We start from the raw sequence: 24,332 nt of genomic DNA on the forward strand, positions 1-24,332 counted from the left end.
AAACTCATGGCTCAAAGAAGTAAACAGGCATAAAATGCAAGTATGCTACCATCCGGGAATTATTCTTTTTATCAAGAGAATCACCAATATTTGGTCTACCTTTCTTTGAAGCAAGACTCAACAGCAAGTATATTAACATTAGTTGAACTGGTGCTACACTGCCATGAGTTTTTTTCAAAGAAAAGATTTTTATCGTCATTATCGTTTGGTTTATTGGTAAATAATGAGCACTCAACATGACAACCAACGGTCACAGGAGCGGAGCGTATGTAAATAGATATGGAAAAATACTTATGACACACCCTCCTACAATGAAGAATGTTGTGTTTTACACATTTGATTTACGATATCAATTCATCAAAACATAAAGAAATTGTCTTATTATAGAGTGTTCTTTGATATAATTAGAGATAGAAAGTAACAGATAAAAAGAATAAAAAAGATGTCACTTTTGTCACTTTTTATATATAATCATTTATCGTTGAATGATTTGTGTTTTTGCATATCAGTTGCCTTTACAGGTTATTCGTCACTTTCATTCAATAATATTCCTTTTTCTTATCTTTGTAGAAAACATTTAGATTATGATACTTATACATAGAGCAACAATCATCAACGAAGGAATATCCTTCGTGGGTTCTATACTGATAGAAAGAGATGTTATATCTGAAATATACAGGACGGAAGAAGTACCTGAAGCCATCCTGAATAAAGCCACCATAGTAGACGCAAAAGATTTGTGGCTGTTACCCGGGGTAATTGACGATCAGGTGCATTTTCGTGAACCGGGACTGACCCACAAGGGCGATATTGCCAGCGAGAGCCGTGCCGCCATAGCAGGAGGGGTTACTTCCTTTATGGAGATGCCCAATACAAATCCACAGACCACCACGATAGAATTGCTTGAGCAAAAGTTTGAACTGGGCGCGGAGAAGTCTTATGCGAACTATTCGTTCTATATGGGCGCAACGAATGATAATATTACCGAACTGAAAAAAGTTAACCGGAAAGAAGTTTGTGGAGTAAAAGTATTTATGGGTTCATCCACAGGCAATATGCTGGTAGATGACAAAAAGGTATTGCAGGCTATCTTTGCCGAGGTGGATATGCTGATAGCTACCCACTGTGAAAAAGAGGAGATAATAAGGGGAAATATCGCTAAGTATAAGGCTGAGTTTGGGGAGGATATTCCGATCCAGTACCATCCGTTTATCCGTAGCGCCGAAGCATGTTATCGCTCTTCAGCCGAGGCAGTCGAACTGGCGGACAAATACCAGACCCGTCTACACATTCTACATCTTTCCACAGAAAAGGAAATAAGCCTCTTCGATATAAAGCCTCTTGCCGAAAAGAAGATAACAGGGGAGGTATGCGTGCACCACTTATGGTTCTGCGATGAGGATTATTCCAAATACGGAACGCGTATAAAATGGAATCCTTCGGTAAAGACAAGGCAGGATAGGGGTGCTTTGATGCAAGGCCTGCTAAAAGGAAAACTGGATGTTATCGCAACAGACCATGCGCCACATTTGCTGGAAGAAAAGCAGGGAGGTGCCCTGAAGGCTGCATCGGGAGGGCCATTGGTACAACATTCGTTGCAGATGATGCTAGAGCAGGTAAAACGGGGTAAGATAACCAAAGAGCAGGTTGTAAATAAAATGTGCCATGCTCCTGCGGTAATGTTTCAGGTTCATAAGCGTGGTTTTATCCGTAAAGGCTACTTTGCCGATTTGGTGCTGGTAAATCCGAACAGACCTTACACGATAACAAAGGAAAATATCCTCTATAAATGTAAATGGGCTCCACTGGAAGGCGAAACGATGTCTGCATCTATAGAGAAAACCTTCCTGAATGGAAAGATAGCCTTTGAAAATGGCATAGTGAATGAAATTAGAGGCGAGAGGCTTCGGTTTGACCGGTAGTGGCTTTTTTTAGCTGGATTGACATAGGGGGGATAGTGCCTATTTGTGCTATTTTCATTTATAACCGGATATTGTTCATTAATTTTTTTGTATAAAAGCTATCTTGGTTTAAAACTTTTATCATTAGCTCCTTGCTGCCGCGCCTTCCCGGGCTTATCCTTCCTTTTGGCCTTGCCCAAAAGTAAGGCAAGCAATCTGTGATTGCGCGCAGATAAAGATAAGAAAAGAACGTTTTTAAGTAGCGAGGGCAGGATTAAGATTTATGTTCTGCCGAGTCACGACAAACAACGTTCACAGGAGCGAAGCGTATGTAAAACGACTAATTAAATTGCTGATACACATTGAATAATGGAAAAGTTCGAACTTGATATATTAGGGTGTGGTTCTGCTACACCCACTACTTTACATAATCCTTCTTCTCAGGTACTGAATGTGCGTGACAAGCTTTTTATGATAGACTGCGGGGAGGGAACTCAATTGCAGTTCAGGCGGAATAAGCTCCGCTTTGGCAGGCTCAACCATATCTTTATATCGCATCTGCATGGCGATCATTGCTTCGGGCTGATAGGGCTTATATCTACCCTGGCGCTGTTGGGGCGTACAGGCGACCTGACTATCTATTCGGTGGCCGGACTGGAAACAGTGCTGCGTCCCGAAATCGATTTCTTTTGTAAGGATAATCCTTTTAAGGTTAAGATAGAGACTTTCGACCCGAAGAAAAGCGAAGTGATTTATGACGACCGTTCCGTATCGGTAAAAACTATTCCGCTGAAGCACCGTGTGCCATGTGCCGGGTTCATCTTTCATGAGAAGCAGAAAGAACCGCATCTGATTGCCGATATGATAAAGTTTTATAACATCCCTTTAAAAGAACTGGCTAAAATAAAGCAGGGCGCTGACTTTGTAACGGATGAGGGCAAGGTTGTCCCGTATACGCATCTGACTACACCTGCCGAACCGGCACGTTCTTACGCCTACTGTTCCGACACGGCATATAGCGAAAAGGTAGTCCCTGTTATCGAGGGAGCCGACCTGTTGTATCATGAAGCTACTTTTGCCGATTCGGATGCGGCGCGGGCTAAAGAGACCGGACACTCTACCGCACGGCAGGCGGCGCAGATTGCGAAGTTAGCGAATGTTAAAAAACTAATGTTGGGTCATTTCTCCGCGCGTTACCCTGATAATCAGGTTTTGCTGGATGAAGCAAGGGAAATCTTCCCCGAAACAATTTTGGCTAACGAAGGTCTCCGTGAAAAATTGTAAAATACTTTAATTTTTTTTCTAATTTTATCTTTTTATAATCTTTAATGCCTATATTTGTGACAATTAGGAATGTGGATAATGGTAAAATACAGAAAGATATTATTCATTTTGCTGTTTGCAGGTGTCTCTTTATCAGTTAGTTCAGCTAACGCGGAGTTTCCTTCAAACATATTTCCTATTGCCAGCGGACAACAAGATAAAACAATGTATTTAGAGGTTATGATAAACGGTACCTCTAAGATAATAATGGAAAATGTTCCCACTACCGGATACCTTGAAGTGTATAGTATCTTGGGCGTAAGGGTTACAAGCGTAAACTTAAAAACCTGTGTAGGAGGGTGCTACCTCGACCTGCCAAAAGGTTTATATATACTCAAAGCCGGTAAGGTGGCCCAGAAAGTAATCGTGAGATAAACAAACCTATATATTTATTTAGTTTGGCAGTGGGATTCTTTCCTGCTGCTTTTTCTTTATTCAAAGGACAGGTAAGGGCTCAGTTTCCTTATATCCGCTTCGGTAAATTCATCCAGTAAGGATAACCTGTTTATGGATTCTATATTGCCTTTGCGCTCACGTATATCTGCTATAACCTTAGCCTGTTTGTAGTTGATATACGGATGCCTGTTCAGTTCTTCAAAGGGCGCATGGTTTACCTTTAGCCTCTTTACCTTAGGTGTTATTGTAAGGTATGGCGTGATGTTATTATACAACTCATCATCTATACCCCATACCTCTTTCAATTGGCTTAGGCTGTAAAAGCCCCCGACCAGGTTGCGGTATTTGACGATGCGGTTTGCATATCCGCTCCCTATTCCGGGTATCTTTTTCAGGTCTGACGTGTCGGAACTGTTGATTTCCACAGTTTCCCCGAATTTCAGCTTTTCCTGAGGGATATATTTAGGATAGCGTGCCTTGTTTATCTCATCCTTGTATATATAGCCTGATTCAACGAAAACTTTGGAAGTATCCCTGTCCTTCAGATTTGCGGCGAAGTTTCGGAATTTTTCGTCTTCTTCAGTATTTGTGAGTTGCCGGTTTGTTCCTGTTTTTTGAGACGTAAGGATGCATATTCCCCCTGCTACGACTATTAGTATAAGCAATAAGATGATAGCGACTCTATCGCCTTTTTGTATATACAAATAATCTTTCCACTTCATGTACTCTTAGTTGCTAAGGCTGGCTATTAAGGAATTGATATTCGATGTAAACAGCTTAACGGCTATGGCCATAACAATGACGCCAAAAAACTTCCTCAATACATATACCCCGCCTATACCCAGTAGCTTCTCTACCACATTGAGGTACCTGAGTACGAGGAATACGATTATCATATTGAGGAATAACGCTATAATGATATTTGATACGTCATATTCGGCACGCATCGACAGCAATACCGTAAATGTTCCGGGACCGGCTATCAAAGGGAATACGATAGGGACAAGCGTTTTCGATCCTCCGGGAGCGTCATTCTTGAAAATCTCCACACCGAATATCATCTCTATCGATATGATGAAGATAACCAGCGCCCCGGCTACAGCGAATGAAGACACATCCACATTGAACATGTTCAATACCCATTTGCCGACAAACAGAAAGGCTGTCATAATGATAAACGAATAGATTGCCGCCTGTAAAGGATTTACATCGCGTCCTTCTCCTTTGAAACTAAGGAATATAGGAATAGAGCCCGATACGTCGATCAAAACGAACAGAACTACGAACGCACTGAGTATTTGTGTCAAATTTATACCTAATTCCATAATATTTACTTTTTTTAAGGTTTAACAAAGATACGTAAATTTGGTTCAATATTACATTGATCTCTGCTATAAAATAACCTGTGTTATTTGCAGCTGAGTGCTTTTGTTAAAAAGTGACAAAGGTGACACTTTTTTCATTGTTTTTCTCTGTTACCTTTTCTTCTCATTATAACCTGTAACTGCTACTAATAGATAATTCTATTCTTTTTTTATCACCGTGGGACAGGGCTTTGCCCTGTCCGTTTATCTAAACGGTTGCGATATTATTTACGGACAGGGTAGGACTGCGGACAGGGTAGAACCCTGTCCCTACGGGTGGATGAATCGTAGGGGCGACCTGCCGGTCGCCCGAAATGAACAATGAAAACTGTATTAACGGGCGACCGGCAGGTCGCCCCTACCAGTTCCCGCAGGCAGAACCAACGGCCTGCGGGATAATTTTATATGCGGATTGTAAATACTCATAGTAGGAACTTCGGGATTGTAAACCGCTAAGGACGGAGGTGGTTTGCCGTACCTTTGCAATATTTCTATAGACAAAACCGGATGAATGTATATGAAAAAAACCGCAGGTAGTCGGTTCTACCTGCGGGATTATTGGTTATTGTTGGGACTATCCAAAAAGTATTATCCCTTATCTTTTGTCATTTTGAACAGAGTGACTTACAGATCAGTGTTGGCTGGAAGATTTTTTCATTAAACAATATTTTGTATATTCTATATAAACTCGATTCGTTATTTATGACTTTTAAATCGTAACAATTGATTGAAATGTAATTGTTTAGAATCTTCCGGCCACTCCTGGTTTGTAACCCCAGAGAATGGTTGTTTAGTTAGCTACACATCTAATATAAAGCGCCGAAGGCTTTTGACCTTGTTCCGCCCATGCGGAAGCGCCATCTGACGGATGATTATAAAATCTTAGAATATAGGGTGATGCCCATATAACTGTAGTAATGTTGGATGAATGATATCGTGCTTCTTCTCCCTGAAAGTCTATTATATTTTCATTTTTATCGAAAAATCCTGTGGCTGGTAAAAACAAATTTTTACCAATTAATGCTCCACCTGCACCAGACAACCATGTTACCTTATTATTAGAGCTAATCTCGTCGAAAAGACCGCCTTCAAGATTTCCATTCCACAAATTAATTAATTGCTGTACAGATGGAACTTTCCAGCCTGTAGGACAAGGATCATCGGTGCCTCTTGGGGGATTTACATCCATAGTACCATTGCCCCAAGCTGTGTTAGAAGATACTCCACTATCAGAAATCCAGCCGGCAGTACTTCTTCCCCACTGGTAGTAAGATCCATACAGGCTAGTACTTGGCGTGAGCGGGTTAAGACTTTTGTTCGTAACCCCTAAGTTGAAGCACTGGAACTGCAACCATGCCGGGTCACCATTGGTTGAAGGTACTGTCCGGGTTGAACTAATATAAGCTCCACAGCCGACATGTACACGTACATATAACTGTCGGCCAAGCACTGTTACTGGAATATCGAACGCCTTACCTGCAATAGTGGGTTTGCCCGAAACATTTATAGCTAATTCTCCAGCGCCATTAGCCAGTTTGCCGGTTGCCGAAGAAACGGTTACCGTAACACCATTTGCAGTGGTAGTAATTGTGCTGAAGTTTTGCCCGCTTCCTCCTGTATAGCGGAATACTCCGGCTGACATTGAACTATGGTTTACTGTTGTACCACGGTCTTTATTATCAGTAGTACCCTGTATAAAGGCACCATCTACATTTAGTGTAGTTGTACCTGGATTTACATTGTAAACAGGAGAGAATGCCGGAACGGATGATACTGTAAGGGCTAAAGTTTTGCTTCCGTCCGTACAGCCGGCATCTGTAGTTACTGTTATCGAATAAGCATTGGCAACAGTTGGCGTACCTGAAACTAGGACTGTATTGGTGCCGTTACCCGATGCCGTTACCCCTGTTGGCAGACCTGTTATGGTAATGTTTGCTCCGCCTGTGCCTGTGGTGAAGGTTACCCCGGTTATGGCACTGCCCAGATTGATAGACTGGGTTAGGCTACCACCTGATGTGGATATGGCCTTTCCGGCACATGGGTCGGTTACTGTAAGGGCTAAAGTTTTGCTTCCGTCCGTACAGCCGGCATCTGTAGTTACTGTTATCGAATAAGCATTGGCAACAGTTGGCGTACCTGAAACTAGGACTGTATTGGTGCCGTTACCCGATGCCGTTACCCCTGTTGGCAGACCTGTTATGGTAATGTTTGCTCCGCCTGTGCCTGTGGTGAAGGTTACCCCGGTTATGGCACTGCCCAGATTGATAGACTGGGTTAGGCTACCACCTGATGTGGATATGGCCTTTCCTGCGCAAGCATCGGTTACTGTAAGGGCTAAAGTTTTGCTTCCGTCCGTACAGCCGGCATCTGTAGTTGCTGTTATCGAATAAGCATTGGCTACAGTTGGCGTACCTGAAACTAGGACTGCATTGGTGCCGTTACCCGATGCCGTTACCCCTGTTGGCAGACCAGTAACAGTAATGTTTGCTCCGCCTGTGCCTGTGGTGAAGGTTACCCCGGTTATGGCACTGCCCAGATTGATAGACTGGGTTAGGTTACCACCTGATGTGGATATGGCCTTTCCTGCGCAAGCATCGGTTACAGTCACACTTGTTGCTGTACTGGTTATTGCCGGGCTGGTACAACTGTTTGATACAGTCACCGTATAGCTACCCGCATCGGCTGATGTACAGGAGGCCTTGTTGTATGTAGCTCCTGTTGCACCCGGGATAGGGGTTCCGTCTTTGTTCCATTGATAGGATGCAGATGTTGCTCCTGCAGGCGCGACATTGGCTGTCAGGTTTATAGTACTGCCTGTGGTATAGGTTGTTGTTCCACCAATGGTTACATCAGTGATAGGTACACATATTGGCGAGGCATCAGCACATATACTGATCCACTTTGCCCCGTTCCATGTTTCCACACAGTCGTTGCTAATATTGTAGATAGTCAGCCCTTTAGCTTTACCTGTAGTTTCACTGCCAAAGGAAGCTTGCACAGCATCACGCTGGGCTGTAGTCAGGCGTGGAAGACGAAGGCCTCCATTACTACTGCCCCCGTCAGCTTTAACTCCATCGGTATAAGCAGTCACTATTTCCAGCAGTGAAAAATCCTGAGGGGAGGTACTCCCCCCTACGGTTACCTGCGCCCCCATATGAGGGCTCAGAAGCCAGCAGGCTGCAATAACGGCTATCAGCCGCCAAAAGCCTCTGACTGTACTTTTGTTTTGTGTTTTGGTTTTCATAAAAGTAATTTTTAAGCCACCCCCTCCCGGCCTCCCCCAAATGGGGAGGAGACTGGAGAGATGGAAAGATGAATAATACACCTCACCCCAACCCTCTCCACAGGAGAGGGGGAAGCAGAGGCTCTGTTTATTATATTTAAATTTGATTTGTATTGACCGCCTCGCGCTACCTCCCCTATCGGGGGAGGCAGGAAGGGGTATATTACGGGGAGGCTCCGCCTACTACTTTCGCAAGCGGCGGGCAGAATAAGTGAAGACAAATAAGACAACATTGTTGAAGACAACAAGACGGTAATATCGCCTCCCCGGCTGTTATGCTTTTTTATTATATTTTTATTCGTAAAGAGATTACTCTTCCATGTTTTATCCTTATCAGATTGTAGCTGTAGGTGCATTTGTTTTTTTGCTGTTTAGTTCGTTCATTTCCTGCTTGTTATCAGGAAAATACTATTGTCTTATTTTGTCTGTCTCTACTATAGTGACAGACAGAAAATAGGGGTTTCTGAATGTATTAAGTATCAGTTGGATATGAGGCTTATAAATAAGGGTGGATAATTGTCAAACAATTTGTTAAACATCTATAAGTCAGGATGTTTGACCATTTTAGGGGAGCTGATAATATTTTCAGTGAAGGCTGACAATGAGTCAAAAAGGCGTGAATAAGCAATAAATATACGTGAATTGATAATCGTTAAGAGGGTAGGATTCCTTATATTTGCAGTCATCAATAAAAGAAGCCTGCCTGTCACTATAGTAGTGACAGGCAGGCTTCTTTCTTCTTTCTTCTTTCAAGAACAAAAGTAGGTAAAAATATAGTTATGGCAAGCAGTTCGTTTATTTTAAATACTTATCCGCATTATTAAGTAAAAAGATATGAACGAGCGAAGAATAAAAAATCGATACGCCACTACGTATCCTTCATATATGCAAATGCCTATCTAAAAGATTTAGACAGGCATTAGAGTTTGTATTGAACAAAGCATTATATATTATCACTACTGTCCGCTAAAAAACAGAGCGAACTTTTAAAAAATAAAAAATCCGCTCTTCTGCTTATCTTTGTAGTAGCAACAAAACAAAATTAAGCTCATGAGCAAAAGTAGGGATTTTATCGGACAGCCGATATTGAATCAGCTGTTAATTTTCATACAGGGTGTAAATATCAGCAAGATTGCGAAAAAACATGATGGTGAATACTATGTCAAGAAGTTTGACACGCGTAAACATTTGATCGTTATGCTTTTCGGTATTATAGAGGGCTATCATTCCATTCGCGAGCTTGTTATCGGCATGTTGAGTAACGCCCATAAGTTGTCTCATTTGGGATTGGATTACATGGTTCGTCGCAGTACACTTTCCGATGCCAACGCACGACGCAAAAGTGCTATATTCGGAGATATTTATATGGAAGTGTATCGTAAACATTCAACAAGTTTATCGGACAGCCGTTTGACAGGGATTGACGTAAAACGGCTTTACGCAATGGATTCGACCACCATAAGCCTGTTCAAAGATATCTTGAAAGGTTGCGGGCGCCTGTCCAAGGAAGGGAAAAAGAAAGGCGGGATAAAGGCGCACACCATCATAGACCTGAGTTATAACATGCCTTGCCTGGTAAGATATACGCAAGCCGTACGCCATGATCACGTTTTACTTTCGGAAGTGCATTTGGAGAAAGGCTCTTTTATAACTTTCGACAAGGGTTATGTTGACTATGCTCAATACGAACGTTTTACCAGAGAAGGCGTATTTTATGTAACCCGGCTAAAGGATAATGCCCGATACGATGCCGGCGAAGAATTCGATATCCCCGAAAGCTCGGACAGCGGTGTGCTCAAAGACGAAGAGATAATACTACATTACGGAGAAAACGGGAAACTTGTACATCCAAGTCGCAGAATTGCTTATTGGGATGCGCAAAACGGGCAGTTATTCGAGTTTATAACCAACAACTTGAAGTTGCCTGCCGAAAAAGTAGCCTTGATTTATAAAAAACGTTGGCAAATAGAGCTGCTCTTTAAGCAATTGAAACAGAATTTCCCGTTAAAATACTTCTTGGGAGACAATCAGAACGCCATTGAAATACAAATTTGGATATCCATGCTAGCCAATCTGTTGATTGCACTTGTCAGGAGCAAAGTTAAACGTCCATGGGCTTTTTCAAACATGGTGTCCGTAATCCGTCAACAGCTGATGAGTTATATCAACATTTACAGCTTTTTGGAAGACCCCGAAGGTAGTTGGAGATGCATAATCAACAAACAAAAAATGAAATATCAAAATTCTCTATTCCCTGAAATACAGGGGGCTTACTTTTGATTATGCGAAAAACAAACACTGATATACAAGAGGATATGTCTAAAATAGGCAAGCTTTCTGCTTTTAGCGGACAACAATGATTAACTTTATGGATATAACCCAATAAAATATTTCCCTTAACTATTTACAATTTCCTCAGTAATTCTATATTTAATTATATGGACTGTACCATAGTGTACTTAAAAATAATAAGAGTATAAATTTTTTAATTAATGAAATATGAAAGAAAAAGTAAGAAACCAACAGCTACAATTGTACTTGACAAATTAGTATTTAGCTGCATTTCGACAGTAGAAGATAATTTTGATTATGTGGTAACTCACAATTCAGAGTATTATTATTGTGATGATTTCCAATTTGGAAATACCAAGTTGAAACGAACAATAGACCCCTCAAATAGATACAAGCATTCATATCAAGTATATCATAAGAAATACTTGATAGGCATAATAAACTTTGCCTTACACTATGGTAGTATTTATACGGGCAAATTGAAATTTTTAGTTAACAATGAGGTATTTTATAATGATACCTTAAAATATATCCCCTCAATACTTAATGACTTAAACCTGTCAATAAACAACTTCAAAGAAATAGATATAGCCATGGATAGCTATAAGGTTGACTTTGAAAAAACAATCAGGCAAAATCTGAAAAACAAAGATAATACTGTAAAATTGATAGGCTCTATCAGATACGACAGAAAGAAGATTATAGATGAAATTACTTATTGGCATAAAGGCTCGTTAGATAACCAATTTGAGATAAGGACGATTTTAATAAAAAAGAAGAAGAAAGACACATCTGAACTATGTTGTTATGATAAAGGCAAGGATATCTCAAATATTTCAGGAAAGGAATATATATTAAAGTTCCATAAAGAGAAAAACCCAAAATGTAAAAATATATACAGGGCTGAAATAAGATTTAAGTATGAAGAGATAAGAAGGTATTGCCAGAAAGTCAAAAGACCTATTACATTTGAAGATATTTTAAACGCTCAATTTTTGGTTGATTTCTATTTTGAGTATCTCGACAGATTAATAACAATATCCAAAGGGACAAGTAAGAAAAAGACAAAAATACAGCTAATAGAGAAACCTCATATTGTACCCTCAGAGGGTATATTACAACCTACCCTCCCAGATACAATATTACTACCCCAACAGTCAGAAAATGAAATCAATAATATGAAAAACAATATTATAAATGAATATATTAATCAATATAAAGAGATAAAATATAAACATGAAATATTTATAAATAAGATAAATAATAATATCAATAATAATATCAATAATAATATCAATAATAATATCAATAATAATATCAATAATAATATCAATAATAATATCAATAATAATATCAATAATAATATCAATAAGTATTTAAACTACAATAATCCATGAGAACAAGTAGAAAGTTATCAGAAGAACATAAAAAGAAAATTAGTGAATCATTAAAGGGCAACAAAAATCCTAATTTTGGAAAGCCCCTTTCCCCTACCCATCGCCAAAAAATCAGTAAAAGCCTTATCGAATTTTGGGCAAAATTGGAGTGATTGACACCTGCGTTACTCGTAATTTTCGTAAACTCGCCTATTTACATGGAAAATCAGGCGTGAGGATTATCCTGTTATCCTGTACGACAAAAATAATCATCAAAAGATGATTATCATATATTTGTGATAATTTTGTGTGAAAATAAAAATGTATCAATATAATCTATAAATAGACTTATTGATACATTCTTATTTGTGTGAACTTAACCTAAAAGGTTACATTGATTATTTAATTCGAGTGAATTCGTATTCCAATCCATTATTAATGACAAGTTTCGTATCGCTAATTGAAACAATTATAAAGTCTTCGCTGAAAAAGAATACACCATCATCTTTAAAATTAAGTATCTGATATTCGTGTGATTCAAATTTTTCTATTCGAACAGACCACGTACTTTTATAACTGTCATATATTGGTTTATTGGCAAAACCATAATAAGTTTTATTCTCATCATAATAAACAGTCTTATCTGATGAGAATTCTAAAATATCATCTTTAAGTGGAGAAAATAACTCATCATTTATAATAGGTTCGTCTGAAATTTTAACAGGCTGCCATTTACCAATGAGAATATTTTCAATATTTGAATTTTCTTCTTCGTCATCATCAGAACAAGACGAGAAAGTAAAACCTGATATTAATAATAACACTAAATAAATTGAATATTTGAAGTTGGTCTTTTTCATAATTCTATATATTAATTAAGTTTGTGATTATAATTTATAACCTATTGTAAGCATAGGAACTGCTTGTGAACCAGAAGAAGACATGGCACTATATTTAAGTTGAAACCCAGCATCAAATTTCTCATTGATTGAATAGCGACCACCAAGACCAAGATTTGCGCCAAATTTAGTATCATTGTCGCCTAAGGCACTATCTCCTTCTCCACCAAAGCCATCCCATACAGATAATGCAAAGCCAACAATAGGAAATACTTTGACTTTGTCGCCAATCCTATACAAACGATGATAGTCAAAATTGATTTCTCGAACTTTGATATCATCTTTGGGAAGGAAGACATTGATAGATGGCGAAAATTCATGTTTCTTTCCTGTGAGATTGAAAGTTAAACCAAAACCTGCAGTTTTAATCTTAGAACCATACAGAATATTAGCTTGTAAAGAGTTTTTAGTATCCTGTGCATAGATACTACCACATACAAATACCATTAACAATGGTATAAACAAATTTTTCATAATTATGAAGTTTGTGTTCACCAATTCCCCAAACGAACAGTTTAAAATAAAGAAAGGGACATGGAAATTGTAAAACTATTCACCCCTGACGCCTGGTAACGTATGCAGCAATAGTCTACAATCCCATATCCCCTATACTGTCATATAGAGAAATGGAACATTTGGACTATCCATGCTGCATTCTTAACTTACCAGGTTCAGGAATGATGGATTAAATGTCTCTTATAATATCAATAAATTGGGACTGAATAACACCTTATTCACGAACCCAGTACAAAAGTATATATATTTTACTTATATCAACTATTTTGATTTAGATTTTGTAATTAATATGCTCTTCCTTATTCTGCATTTCTTATTCTCATAGATGGGATTGGTTACCTCATCGAAGTTATAGTTATATAAACTTGATGCCTGTATGCCAATCTCTGATTTTTCAAAATGCTCAAATATAGCTGAGATACTGCCAAAGTAATAATCACTTTGGGTAATATCATCTACACCAAAGAAATGTACATGATATATCGTTATTGGCTTCTTCTCTTTCTTTATATCCATCTTTAATATAGGGTTTATTGGACTTGTAAAGTCTAAAATTACATATTAATATTTGATATATCTTTTATTTCAACCATTTTTAACTAAAATAGCAATCAAAAATATTTGATATATCACATATAACAACTATATTTGTGTTGTAATAATAAGTGGGGACGCTTTTATCCTGTTCTCCCTGAAATCTGGTAAATCTCAAATGCAGTAACAGGATAATGCTCCCTACTTTCTTTAATGAAAATCAAGATGAAACGAGTAGCCATATACGCAAGAGTAAGTTCTACAAATGGGACACAAGATTACCAACGTCAAATAAACGATTTAACAGCCTTTGCAAGCCAAAATAACTATGAGATTGCAAAAGTGTTCGCAGAGCAGGTTAGTGGTGCTAAAAAGAACTCAGAGCGTCCTGCGTTAATGGAATTAATTGAGTTTGTTAATACCAATAATATAGATAAAGTCTTAGTGACAGAGCTTAGTCGTCTGGGTCGTGATACATTACAAGTCTTGCAAGCTATCGAATTGTTCAACCAAAGCAAAATATCTGTATTCATACAGAACTATAACATTGAAACTTTATTACCAGATGGTAATATAAATCCCATGTCCCAATTTCTTATAACAATACTTGCAGAAGTCGCACGCATGGAACGCAAGACCATTCGTGAACGTGTTGAAAGTGGATATAAGAACCATTTAGCAAATGGAGGCAACGTAGGGCGTAAAGTTGGTTACAGAAAGGATAATGAAGCAATGAAAAACCAATATGCAGAAGATATTAAACTACTTAGAAAAGGATATAGCCTAAGAAACATACAAAAGATAACAGGAACGTCAGTTAATACTTTGCGTAAAGTGAAAGCTATTGTCTAACAGATAGGGGGTATCCCCTACCTACCCCCTACCAAGGTATCCATCTGACTAATAAATGAAAAAGACCTACCCCCAAAAATCGAGTACATTATCTTGCGCGTGTGCTCTCTCAAAAAAATTCCAGAAAAAATTTGCCCCAGAATTTGGGAATCAAAAATAAAAAAGGTATAATTGCAAATATTAGTTAAAACACAAACATAGATAGTAGTCACCCAGTAGCTTACTGATATATGTTAGTTGGTATTTTTTACTTAAAAAATAATACCAATAGCATTGCTATTGTGGAAAAAATAAAGGTGTAAAATCTTTATGAATGTTTAATGAAGAACAAATTAGAAAATATGAAGAAATTTTCAAAAAGAATAATATAGAATTTACAGATGAAAAAGAATTGAAGTCTGTATTAAACCAAATGTATATGTATGCTCAAATTACTTATGAGCAATTTAGAATGAATAAAAAAGAGAAATAAGAACACGTAAAACAAGTTATGATGAAAAAAAGTAAAATAAAAACACAAAGAACTAAAATAGAAGAAGGCTTATTTGCCTACACGTATGCACGAGTATCAACAAAGAAACAGTTTGATAATAATTGCAGCATAGAAACGCAGATGAATTATATTATTGATTATGCAACAAGAAATAACGTTGAGATAGTACATTCTTATGGATTGACTTTCGAATCGGCTAAAACTGATGACAGAAAAGAGTTTAACAAAATGATTGCTGATGCCAGAAGAAATAGTAAGATTAATACAATATTAGTCTTTGACTTGGATAGATTTTCAAGAAGTGGGGGTGGTGCTATTGTATTAAAAGATGAATTATTGGAAGAAGGCATATATTTACACTCTGTTACACAGCCAATAGATACCTCAACTGATTCAGGTGTATTGATGCAGGATATACACTTTATCATGGGAAAGTATGATAATATGCAACGTAGAAAGAAATGTCTTACAGGGATAAAGAATAAGTTAGAAAAAGGTATCTGTACGTTTAAGCCACCAATTGGTTACACGAAAGTAAAAGAGACTACCAATGGTAAAGAAACTACCAAAATTACCATTAATAAAGAAGGTGAATCTATTAGAAAGGCTTTTGAATGGAAAGCCTATGACAATTTAGCAAATAGTGAAATCCTGTTCAAGCTAAGAAGCGAGGAAGGATTAAATCTAACCAAACAAGAATTGTCTAAGATTTTTAGAAACCCATTTTATAAAGGGTATATCAAACATAAGATGTTAGGGGACGAGTTGGTAAAAGCTACCAACTTCAAACCTCTTGTTTCTGATGAATTATTTGATTTGGCAAATGGTATAGTTACAGCAAAGAAATACGCTTATAAACACGAACGTATAAATGATAACTACCCATTAAAAAGACACATATTTTGCGCCCATTGTGGGGAAGCATTAACAGCATATACAGCCAAAGGTCGCTTCATATATTATAAGTGCAATACTATTGGTTGTCGTAAGAATTATGCAGGCGAAATGCTCCATAATCAATATTCTAATATGTTGCGTTCATACAGTATTCCAAATGAGTTTAAGCCTACTCTCACATCTATGATGAAGGATTTGTTTAACGAATGGAATAAGATTGCTATAAACCAACAGAAACAGTTTAAAACGAGAATTACAGAGATTGAGAATAAAGTACAAACAGCCAAAGTTAAGTATGGGTGTGGAGAAATAGAGAAAGATATATATGATGCTGTACGCAATGAATTTGAACCACAGTTGAATGATTTGAAGCAAAAACTTGAAATTGCTGAAATAAATTTATCGAACTACGAGCCATATGTAGATTATGCACTGCAAATGTCTTGTAAATTAGGTGGTTTATGGAATGATTTTGATATTGTAAAGAAAGAAAAATTGCAGAATTTAGTATTTCCTGAGGGTGTTTTCTATAACCAAGAAATCAAAGGTTATCGAACTCCAAAGCCCAATTCATTCTTTCATTTAATCAACACAGAAATAGCAACTTACAAAAACGAAAAAAGCGACAAAAAGAAGAAATCTTCAATTTGTCGCTCTCAGTGCGCATGAAGGGACTCGAACCCCCACGACCGTAGGCCACTGCCACCTGAAGACAGCGCGGCTACCATTACGCCACATGCGCATCTTTTTTCGAGCGAAAAACGGGGCTCGAACCCGCGACCCCGACCTTGGGAAGGTCGTGCTCTACCAACTGAGCTACTTTCGCAATTGGCTGTGTAAAATTAGTATATTTTCTGCACATAGTCCAAAAAAATACGCATATAATTTATCCAAATATCAATCTTTTTCCGTGTGAGTATATATCCTGCTATCGGGCAGCCTTTTATGTTTGACAGCATCTTAACAATTTCTTTAAATATTTGCTGTTTATACCATAATTATTTTTCATTATCTTTAGCTGAACTTGAATCTGAATGGTCTGGTAATAACTCTACTGTCATGTTATGAGCACATTAAACGGAACAATAAAACCAAAAACGAAGCAAGATGATCTGGTCTTGCAGAAATTAAGGAAGAAAATTATCATAGAAGTAATCAGGAGGCGCACAGCCAGTCCGGATAAAGTATATGAATTGACCGAAATAGAGGAATGCGAGCTGATTTGCATGTATATCATGGGCAAAACCTCTGTTGACATTCATAAGATAGTAGAGTACATCAAGAGAAACTACCATACACAATGATAGTACAGGTTTATATACGAACCTTTTCTTAGTAACTGTTTAAATTTTATTCGTTCAAATTTTTAGAGATGTTTTAGAGATGCTTTTTTCTTTCTTGAAACGATAATAGCGGGCTATTTACATACGCTTCGCTCCTGTGACCGTTGGTTGAGTTGATAGAAAGGAAAAAACAGCCGAAAACAGACTAAAAATGAACGAAGAGAAAGGTATAATAAAATATTCGTATAAAATTTAAACAGTTACTTACTTTATATCCAGAAAGTTCCTTAATATCTTTTCGCCTACACTTCCACTCTTTTCGGGGTGGAACTGGGTCGCATAAAAATTATCCTTGTGCATGGCGGCACTGAACGGCAGCGTATAGTCTGTTGTAGCCGCGGTATGCTCGCCCATAGCCACATAATAGCTATGTACGAAATAGACAAACTCATTCTCCAGTGTATCGTCAAATATGGCGCTCTTTACATCAGTAATCGTATTCCAACCCATGTGAGGTACTTTATCTTCATGCCGTTGAGGGAGAAAGCGTTTTACCTGCGCGTCGAATATGTTCAGGCAGTCAGCGTCTCCTTCCTCAGAATGTGAGCACATTAGCTGCATACCAAGGCAAATGCCCAGAACGGGTTGCTTCAATGCAGGAATGAGTGTATCCAATCCTGTTTGTTTCAGGTAATGCATTGTCGAACTGGCCTCGCCTACTCCGGGAAAAATGACTTTGTCGGCTTTTTGTATCAGCTCTTTATCTCCTGTGACTGTAGCCTCCACGCCCAGGCGTTTGAAAGCATGGTCGACTGAGAATATATTTCCTGCGTTATATTTTATAATTACTACATCCATCGTTTAAATCCAATTATAAGGGTATCTTTCGTACAACTTCGGGCTAATCCTGTTCATTTCCGATTTGAATGCCTTTTCCACCTTCATCAGGTCATAAGAGGTATTATCATCCAGAAAATCTTCTAATGAGCGGAGCAAAAAGCTCATACGGAAAAAATCATTAAATGTTATTTCCAGGTCGGTAAATTCGGCACCGGTATATTCTCCCTGATCGTGATCGAAAAAGAGGACAGAATGGGATTTTTTGTTGATAAACCATTCGTCTCCTATACCCGAATGCCCTATTTTCCATACCCTACAGGCAGTATCGGGATAATTTTTTAATATATAATTGTTCGCGTTCAACGATTCCTTATATCCCAATATCCTGATATCCGGCGTTATTTCACAGCCTTTGTAGGCCGATATGTAGTAAAGGTAATCTTTATCATCTATCGATATTTTGCTAATATCGGATAAGGTATTCTCTCTCTTTTCACAAGTATTCAAGAGATTCTCTATTTCTTTTGTTTTAAACATGACCGGGTAATAGATAAGAGTTATAACTTACTCTTGTTGTCCTACTTACAAATAACAAACCAGCCAATGGCTTTACTTAGCCAGTAACGAATCTATCAGTGTAACCATTTCGTTAAACTCCTCCATTTTGAAGAGCCGTGTCAGCATAACTATTTTCCCATCTTTGCCGATGATAACATTGCGTGTGATACCAGCCTCCTTTTCGGCAAAGGTGGTAAATATATCGCCCTTAAGATCGAGCCCGATAGGGTAAGTAACGCCTGTCGCTTTGGCAAATTTCAGGATGGTCTCCGCCGGTTCCTCCCTGTCGATGCCATACAGCGCAAAGTCAGGATTGTCTTTATGCTTCTGCCATATCTCCTTTTCTATATGCGGCATTTCTTTGCGGCATACACCGCACCAGCTTGCCGTAAACTGTAGCATGACCACTTTTCCTCTCAGCGAAGACAGCCTCACTGTTTCTCCGGATGGAAGGTTCATTTCGAAGTCGGGAGCCATGTCGCCGACTTTTACCTTGTACTGGTAGTCGTTCTTCTCCTGTGAGAATATATTTATCGAAATAAATAAAGCGATTATGAAAATAAGTGATTTTTTCATGCTTCTTGTTCTCTTAATTCCCTGTTTAATAAAAATCTCCTGAACCAAAACGAAAAAGGAAGGGAGGCCAAAGCTCCCAGCATATCCGCCCAAAAATCGTACCAGTCGCCACTTCTTTCAGGGTAATATTTTTCCTGAATAATTTCAATCAACCCACCGTAAATAATAGGGACAAATACGGCAAAGACAATGAGCCTAAGTATTATAATCTTCCCTCTCTTATCGTAGATATAATTGAATGAAGCTACTACTGCCAACCCGAAATACATCAAAAAATGCACTATCTTATCTGTAGGCATAAAAAATTCGAACCCGACTTCGGGTATGTCATTAGATGGAATAAGACAGCACAAATAAAAAATGATGATAGCGATAACCAGTGGCGGCCATGTGTACCTGAATATTTTCTTTAACATAGGATTCCGCAATATTACATAAGTAACGGATAAAAATCTATAATTTATTGCTGAGGCATAAATGCTTCACATTGTTTCACTTACAATAGTAATTAATAGGCCTGCGACCTTAGCCGTCAAAGGTATAGAAAATATCTCTATATTTTGTATTCCTTTTTGTGGATTGTTAAAAATATTTTCACGTTTTTTGTATCCGTCTTTTTTACGGGTTACCCGTCTGGTCGTATACCTTCATTTCGCAATTCTTACAGTCGAAAGACAGCCTTAACCTTGTATTATTATACATCAGATAAAACGGTTCTTTATAAGGATGTTTTTCGTTCCCTTCCACCGGGCACCAGCCCAGCGACTGTTTGATACAGTGGCGGGTAAACATCAGCGGAACGTCATCCTGCGCCTGCTTCTCGAAAGCCGGTTGGCTCACCATAGACTGGTGCTGTACATAGAATTGCCGGCTCTTGTCATTCATCACATTGCCCAGATATGTAATGTACTTTACCGGAAAGGCATGAGCCGTTTGCTTATGCGGAACAATATCCTGACGGTAATTTATTTTCCGCACCGATAACAATTTGTCCGTAAGCTGCCTCCTCCATTCCGAAAGTATGGACGCGGGGATGAACCAACTGTCGTTGAAACTGATATTGACATCCTCTATCCTGAATATCGTGTTTCCTGTTTTGCTCAGGTTATTCCGTATATTTTCGGTCTGGTCTTTTTGCGCGGGCTGCTTTTCCTGTTCAAAATTCAGGATGGCATAATTGTCATCCTCATCGGTAATCTGTAGAGAGAAGCCGAAGGGTATTTCGTTCACTTCTATCTTGGCGCTTATCTTCCGCTCTGCCGATTTTTTAGACAGTAGCTTTTCAAACTCATGGTCGTAATTACGGTAGACAAATGTTCCTTTTTTAAGTTCCGGAACGCTGGCAGGGTAAATAAAGTCGCCTTCTACACGGTTTACATTGATGCCTTCCAGCTCTTTATGGTTGTTGAAGAAGCAAAGCCCGTCTCCGTTATGCAGCTTCTTCGTGCTGTTTATTTTTATGTATTTGGTCGTGATCTCCGAGATTTTCCCGATAGGTTCGCCTACCGACTTGGGAGAATCCAGCGACCATATATTCTTTGTACGGCCGTGCAGGAAGTATTTGGTAAATCCCCTGTTAAAACTTTTCTCAAGATTCGGCTCAAACGTATAATCCGGACGGCCTGACGATGCCTGCAAATATTCAGGATGTTTTTTGAAAATCTCGTCCAGTTTCCGGCGATAATAGGCCACTACATTCTTCACATAGGAAACATCTTTGAGCCGCCCTTCTATTTTCAGGGAGGTGACTCCGGCTTCGAGCAACTCTTCCATATTGTCGGAAAGATTCAGGTCTTTCATAGAAAGGAAATGCTTTTTAGCCATAATTTCTTCACCCTCTGCATCTGTCAGGGTATAAGGCAGGCGGCAGTACTGGGCACATGCGCCCTTGTTGGCGCTACGTCCCGAAAGAGCCTGGCTCAGATAACATTGCCCGCTGTAACACACGCACAGCGCGCCATGAACGAACACCTCAAGCGGTGTATCTACCTGTGCTGCTATATCGTGTATCTCGTCTATTGTCAGTTCGCGGGGAAGCACTATTTGCTTAAAGCCTGCCTGTTCCAGAAACGTCACTTTTTCCACATTCCTGTTATCCATTTGCGTGCTGGCGTGCAGGGCGACAGGAGGGAGGTTGAGCATCGTTATTCCCATATCCTGTATTATCAGCGCGTCTATTTTCGCCTCATTGTACAACTGCCATATTAAGGCCTCCGTTTCTTTCAGTTCCTTATCATTCAGTATGGTATTCAGGGCTACATATACCTTTGCGTTGTACAGGTGCGCATATTCAGCCAGTTGTTTTATATCTCCGAATGTATTTCCGGCGGCAGCACGCGCACTGAATTTTGGAGCGCCGATATATACGGCATCCGCGCCATGATTGATAGCTTCGATACCGCACTCCAGATTTTTAGCAGGGGCTAGTAATTCTATTTTTCTATTTTTCAACAAGTGATATTCTCCTTTAAATTTTTAACTGAAAAGTGACAAAAGTGACAGTTTTTTGTTTGTTCTTGAGTGTTACTTTTTGACTCTTCATCTTTTTATTATTCGGGCAGGAAGCGCTTGCCCCTACATATAGATAAATTTATCGGCCATTCAGTAACTGTTTAAATTTTCTTCGTTCAAATTTTTAGAGCTGTTTTCGGCTGTTTTTTTCTTCCTCGAAACGATAATAGCGGGCTATTTACATACGCTTCGCTCCTGTGACCGTTGGTTGAGTTGAGAGAAAGGAAAAAACAGCCGAAAACAGACTAAAAATGAACGAAGAAAAAGGTATAATAAAATATTCGTATAAAATTTAAACAGTTACTCAGTCGAGATTCATATTTTAGTTTAAATACTCCTTGTTCAGATACTCCCCGGTAGTTACTACCGTAGCAAAAGAACCATTCAAAGCAGCCAAAAAAGCATTCTGTACATCTTCAGCATCAGTCTTTTTATCTTTTATTTGCAAGTCTAAAGTTGCGCAGGCATCGCCAATCAGGAGATTTATAAACTTAAAGTCATTAGCAACACGTACAGTGGTATCGATACATATATGAGTCATCATTCCACAAATAATAAGCTCGCGGATTTCTAAAGATTGAAGGTATTCTAAAAGTCCGGTTTCCCTGAAACTATTCGGCCAGTGCTTTATTATTACTTTTTCTCCTTCGAGGGGTTTTACGTTTTTGTGAATGTCTATCCCTGCCGATTCCGGCAAAAAGGAAGTAGCTCCTTCTCTATTATTTATGTGTTGGATATGTATTACGGGAATCCCTTCTCTACGGCAGTTTTCCAGTACCAGCTTTGCATTCTCACTTGCTGCCTCCGCACCGGCAAGGGTTTTTCTGCCTCCGGCAAAGTATTCGTTTTGGATATCTATTATAAGAAGCGCTTTTTTCATTATTCATTTAATTGTGTAATGTCTCCCAGGTCTTTGATTTTTGTTTTGTCATAAGGCGTTTCCTGATAAACGAAATAATTCAGCCAGTTGTTAAACAGCAAGTTTCCGTGTCCCGACCAGCGTACTATAGGCGGATTAGACGGATTATCGTTTTTGTAATAGTTCTGGGGAATTTTTATAGGCAGCCCCTTTTCGGTATCCCTTACATATTCCGTATTCAGCGTATTTGACGCGTATTCGGAATGCCCTGTCAGGTAGAATTCCCTGCCTCCGCGCGACATCACGATACCTACACCCGAATCATCGGATTCGGACAGTATTTTCAGCCCGTCGTGTTTCAGTATTTCATCGCGTGTGACCGTTGTATGGCGGCTGTGGGGAATATAAAACTCATCATCGAATCCTCTGAATAGGGGGAACTTCTTATCGTGGGCGATATGCTTGAATACACCGAACATTTTTTCGGGTAGTATTTGTTTTTTTACACCGTAAAAGTGATACATGGCAGCCTGAGCCGCCCAGCAAATATACAATGTTGAAGTAACATGGGTACGCGCCCAGTCGAATATGGCTGAAATCTCAGGCCAGTATGTTACTTCTTCAAAATCATATAGCTCTACAGGTGCGCCGGTTATTATTAGTCCATCGTAATAATCATCCTTTACTTCGCTGAAACTCTTATAAAACATCAGTAAGTGTTCTTCCGGTGTATTTTTCGAAACATGGGTTTCCAGTTTCAGGAATTCTACCTCCACCTGCAACGGGTTGTTAGACAGCAGCCTGATAAGGTCTGTCTCCGTCATTATTTTTATCGGCATCAGGTTGAGTATAAGCACTCTCAGGGGACGGATGTCCTGCTCGTGTGCTCTTAACTCATTCATTACAAAGATATTCTCTTTTTTTAGAATTTCTATAGCCGGAAGATTGTTCGGAATATTTACTGGCATATCGTAGTCTATTAATTCGGGTACAAAGTTATAAAAATAACAAAAGAGAGAGAGTTTCAAAAGTAAAAAAACATTTTTGTCATTGCAGGCTTGCCCCGGTTATGGTCGGAAGATTTCAAATAATTGTATTTTAGTCAATTGCCACGCCTTTAAAGGCGGGTTTGGAAGTAACCTCCGGAAAGCCTTTAGTCAATATCAACAAAAAAGGTGCTATCAGACGATAACACCTTCCTGTTTTATGTTTGGGATAAATTATTAATGTGAATCAGTATTCCGTTTTGTTTAAATTATGTGTTCAATTATCCTGCGCGCAATCACAGATTGCTTGCCTTACTTTTGGCCAAAGCTCCAAAAGTAAGCAAAAAAGCATTGCGCCCCGCTTCGCCGTACGACCCACCATCGGTTTGCCGGCTGAATGAAGTGATGAAAGATTCATCATTGCAATAATTGGCAGACGATGCTTAAAAGCGCCCGCACTTCATTCTACGCCGCCTGCACCGGGTGGGTACCCCGTACGCTTGCTAACGGCGCTGGCTGACGCCTGATTTGCAGGGTCTATCCTCTGTCTTGACGTTGCGTCGCGACTCCGTGCATCTGTTCCGCAGGCGGGG

General features: G+C 39.0%; 24 protein-coding genes and 2 tRNA genes. 10 read left to right on the forward strand and 16 right to left on the reverse strand.

Features of this window, described 5'->3' with window-relative positions; genetic code table 11:
• Positions 1-584: 584 nt before the first annotated feature.
• The 3 genes from D0T84_RS18550 (at position 585) to D0T84_RS18560 (ending at position 3,599) form a co-directional block, all read left to right on the forward strand.
• Positions 585-1,922, forward strand: a complete 1,338-nt coding sequence (locus tag D0T84_RS18550; protein WP_163309350.1) for a dihydroorotase — start codon at positions 585-587, stop codon at positions 1,920-1,922.
• Positions 1,923-2,270: 348 nt separating this feature from the next.
• On the forward strand, positions 2,271-3,185 hold the full coding sequence (locus D0T84_RS18555) for a ribonuclease Z (RefSeq protein WP_163309351.1): 915 nt from the start codon (positions 2,271-2,273) through the stop codon (positions 3,183-3,185).
• A 78-nt stretch (positions 3,186-3,263) separates the two neighbouring features.
• A complete protein-coding gene (locus tag D0T84_RS18560) occupies positions 3,264-3,599 on the forward strand; it encodes a T9SS C-terminal target domain-containing protein (RefSeq protein WP_163309352.1) in 336 nt (111 codons plus the stop codon).
• A 56-nt stretch (positions 3,600-3,655) separates the two neighbouring features.
• On the opposite strand, the gene D0T84_RS18565 is transcribed toward D0T84_RS18560, so the two are convergent.
• The 4 genes from D0T84_RS18565 to D0T84_RS18580 all read right to left on the reverse strand — a co-directional run bounded on the left by D0T84_RS18565 (position 3,656) and on the right by D0T84_RS18580 (position 8,228).
• Complete coding sequence (locus D0T84_RS18565; protein WP_163309353.1) at positions 3,656-4,342, reverse strand: helix-hairpin-helix domain-containing protein; 687 nt, start codon at positions 4,340-4,342, stop codon at positions 3,656-3,658.
• A 6-nt stretch (positions 4,343-4,348) separates the two neighbouring features.
• Positions 4,349-4,945 carry a MarC family protein gene (locus D0T84_RS18570; protein WP_163309354.1) on the reverse strand — a complete coding sequence of 199 codons (597 nt, stop codon included), beginning with the start codon at positions 4,943-4,945 and terminating at the stop codon, positions 4,349-4,351.
• A gap of 372 nt (positions 4,946-5,317) precedes the next feature.
• Entirely contained in the window at positions 5,318-5,485 is a 168-nt protein-coding gene (locus D0T84_RS18575) for a hypothetical protein (RefSeq protein WP_163309355.1), read from the reverse strand.
• Between the two features lie 289 nt (positions 5,486-5,774).
• The gene (locus D0T84_RS18580; RefSeq protein ID WP_163309356.1) at positions 5,775-8,228 is read right to left on the reverse strand and encodes a hypothetical protein; all 2,454 of its coding nucleotides are present in this window, start codon (positions 8,226-8,228) and stop codon (positions 5,775-5,777) included.
• Between the two features lie 1,089 nt (positions 8,229-9,317).
• Between D0T84_RS18580 and D0T84_RS18585 the strand changes: the two genes are divergently transcribed.
• The 3 genes from D0T84_RS18585 to D0T84_RS18595 all read left to right on the forward strand — a co-directional run bounded on the left by D0T84_RS18585 (position 9,318) and on the right by D0T84_RS18595 (position 12,108).
• Positions 9,318-10,547 (forward strand): IS4 family transposase, encoded by a 1,230-nt coding sequence (locus D0T84_RS18585; protein WP_163309357.1) that lies wholly within the window; start codon positions 9,318-9,320, stop codon positions 10,545-10,547.
• A 212-nt stretch (positions 10,548-10,759) separates the two neighbouring features.
• Positions 10,760-11,956: a hypothetical protein gene (locus D0T84_RS18590; protein ID WP_163309349.1), complete on the forward strand. Its 1,197-nt coding sequence runs from the start codon at positions 10,760-10,762 to the stop codon at positions 11,954-11,956.
• The gene (locus D0T84_RS18595) at positions 11,953-12,108 is read left to right on the forward strand and encodes an NUMOD3 domain-containing DNA-binding protein (protein WP_163309358.1); all 156 of its coding nucleotides are present in this window, start codon (positions 11,953-11,955) and stop codon (positions 12,106-12,108) included. Before D0T84_RS18590 ends, D0T84_RS18595 begins: the two co-directional genes overlap by 4 nt.
• Before the next feature lie 225 nt (positions 12,109-12,333).
• Here the strand turns inward: D0T84_RS18595 and D0T84_RS18600 are convergent, their stop codons facing one another.
• The 3 genes from D0T84_RS18600 to D0T84_RS18610 all read right to left on the reverse strand — a co-directional run bounded on the left by D0T84_RS18600 (position 12,334) and on the right by D0T84_RS18610 (position 13,866).
• Entirely contained in the window at positions 12,334-12,795 is a 462-nt protein-coding gene (locus D0T84_RS18600; RefSeq protein WP_163309359.1) for a hypothetical protein, read from the reverse strand.
• Between the two features lie 27 nt (positions 12,796-12,822).
• Entirely contained in the window at positions 12,823-13,308 is a 486-nt protein-coding gene (locus tag D0T84_RS18605; protein ID WP_163309360.1) for an outer membrane beta-barrel protein, read from the reverse strand.
• Positions 13,309-13,611: 303 nt separating this feature from the next.
• On the reverse strand, positions 13,612-13,866 hold the full coding sequence (locus D0T84_RS18610) for a hypothetical protein (protein ID WP_163309361.1): 255 nt from the start codon (positions 13,864-13,866) through the stop codon (positions 13,612-13,614).
• Between the two features lie 243 nt (positions 13,867-14,109).
• On the opposite strand from D0T84_RS18610, the gene D0T84_RS18615 reads away from it, so the two are divergent.
• From D0T84_RS18615 to D0T84_RS18625, 3 genes are all read left to right on the forward strand, one after another.
• Positions 14,110-14,736, forward strand: coding sequence for a recombinase family protein (locus tag D0T84_RS18615; protein ID WP_163309362.1), 627 nt, complete (start codon positions 14,110-14,112; stop codon positions 14,734-14,736).
• A gap of 313 nt (positions 14,737-15,049) precedes the next feature.
• Entirely contained in the window at positions 15,050-15,208 is a 159-nt protein-coding gene (locus D0T84_RS18620) for a hypothetical protein (RefSeq protein ID WP_163309363.1), read from the forward strand.
• A 21-nt stretch (positions 15,209-15,229) separates the two neighbouring features.
• Entirely contained in the window at positions 15,230-16,795 is a 1,566-nt protein-coding gene (locus D0T84_RS18625; protein ID WP_163309364.1) for a recombinase family protein, read from the forward strand.
• Here the strand turns inward: D0T84_RS18625 and D0T84_RS18630 are convergent.
• A tRNA-Leu gene (locus D0T84_RS18630) sits at positions 16,787-16,868 on the reverse strand. The genes D0T84_RS18625 and D0T84_RS18630 overlap by 9 nt on opposite strands.
• An 11-nt stretch (positions 16,869-16,879) precedes the next feature.
• Positions 16,880-16,952: transfer RNA gene (locus D0T84_RS18635), tRNA-Gly, on the reverse strand.
• Positions 16,953-17,190: 238 nt separating this feature from the next.
• Here D0T84_RS18635 and D0T84_RS18640 point away from each other — a divergent pair.
• On the forward strand, positions 17,191-17,430 hold the full coding sequence (locus D0T84_RS18640) for a hypothetical protein (RefSeq protein WP_163309365.1): 240 nt from the start codon (positions 17,191-17,193) through the stop codon (positions 17,428-17,430).
• 243 nt (positions 17,431-17,673) lie between these two features.
• Here D0T84_RS18640 and hisH read toward each other — a convergent pair whose 3' ends face one another.
• The 7 genes from hisH to metA form a co-directional block, all read right to left on the reverse strand.
• Positions 17,674-18,267: an imidazole glycerol phosphate synthase subunit HisH gene (gene hisH, locus D0T84_RS18645; protein ID WP_163309366.1), complete on the reverse strand. Its 594-nt coding sequence runs from the start codon at positions 18,265-18,267 to the stop codon at positions 17,674-17,676.
• Positions 18,268-18,270: 3 nt separating this feature from the next.
• Entirely contained in the window at positions 18,271-18,786 is a 516-nt protein-coding gene (locus D0T84_RS18650; RefSeq protein ID WP_163309367.1) for an SMI1/KNR4 family protein, read from the reverse strand.
• A gap of 72 nt (positions 18,787-18,858) precedes the next feature.
• Entirely contained in the window at positions 18,859-19,383 is a 525-nt protein-coding gene (locus D0T84_RS18655; RefSeq protein WP_163309368.1) for a TlpA disulfide reductase family protein, read from the reverse strand.
• A complete protein-coding gene (locus D0T84_RS18660) occupies positions 19,380-19,799 on the reverse strand; it encodes a VanZ family protein (RefSeq protein ID WP_163309369.1) in 420 nt (139 codons plus the stop codon). Before D0T84_RS18660 ends, D0T84_RS18655 begins: the two co-directional genes overlap by 4 nt.
• Positions 19,800-20,001: 202 nt before the next feature.
• Complete coding sequence (locus tag D0T84_RS18665; RefSeq protein ID WP_163309370.1) at positions 20,002-21,837, reverse strand: U32 family peptidase; 1,836 nt, start codon at positions 21,835-21,837, stop codon at positions 20,002-20,004.
• Between the two features lie 379 nt (positions 21,838-22,216).
• The gene (locus tag D0T84_RS18670; RefSeq protein WP_163309371.1) at positions 22,217-22,774 is read right to left on the reverse strand and encodes a cysteine hydrolase family protein; all 558 of its coding nucleotides are present in this window, start codon (positions 22,772-22,774) and stop codon (positions 22,217-22,219) included.
• Positions 22,774-23,721: a homoserine O-succinyltransferase gene (gene metA / locus D0T84_RS18675; protein WP_163309372.1), complete on the reverse strand. Its 948-nt coding sequence runs from the start codon at positions 23,719-23,721 to the stop codon at positions 22,774-22,776. The genes D0T84_RS18670 and metA overlap by 1 nt, the downstream gene beginning before the upstream one ends.
• Positions 23,722-24,332: the final 611 nt, after the last annotated feature.

The sequence above is a fragment of the Dysgonomonas sp. 521 genome (genome assembly GCF_010501055.1).
Classification (GTDB): Bacteria; Bacteroidota; Bacteroidia; order Bacteroidales; family Dysgonomonadaceae; genus Dysgonomonas.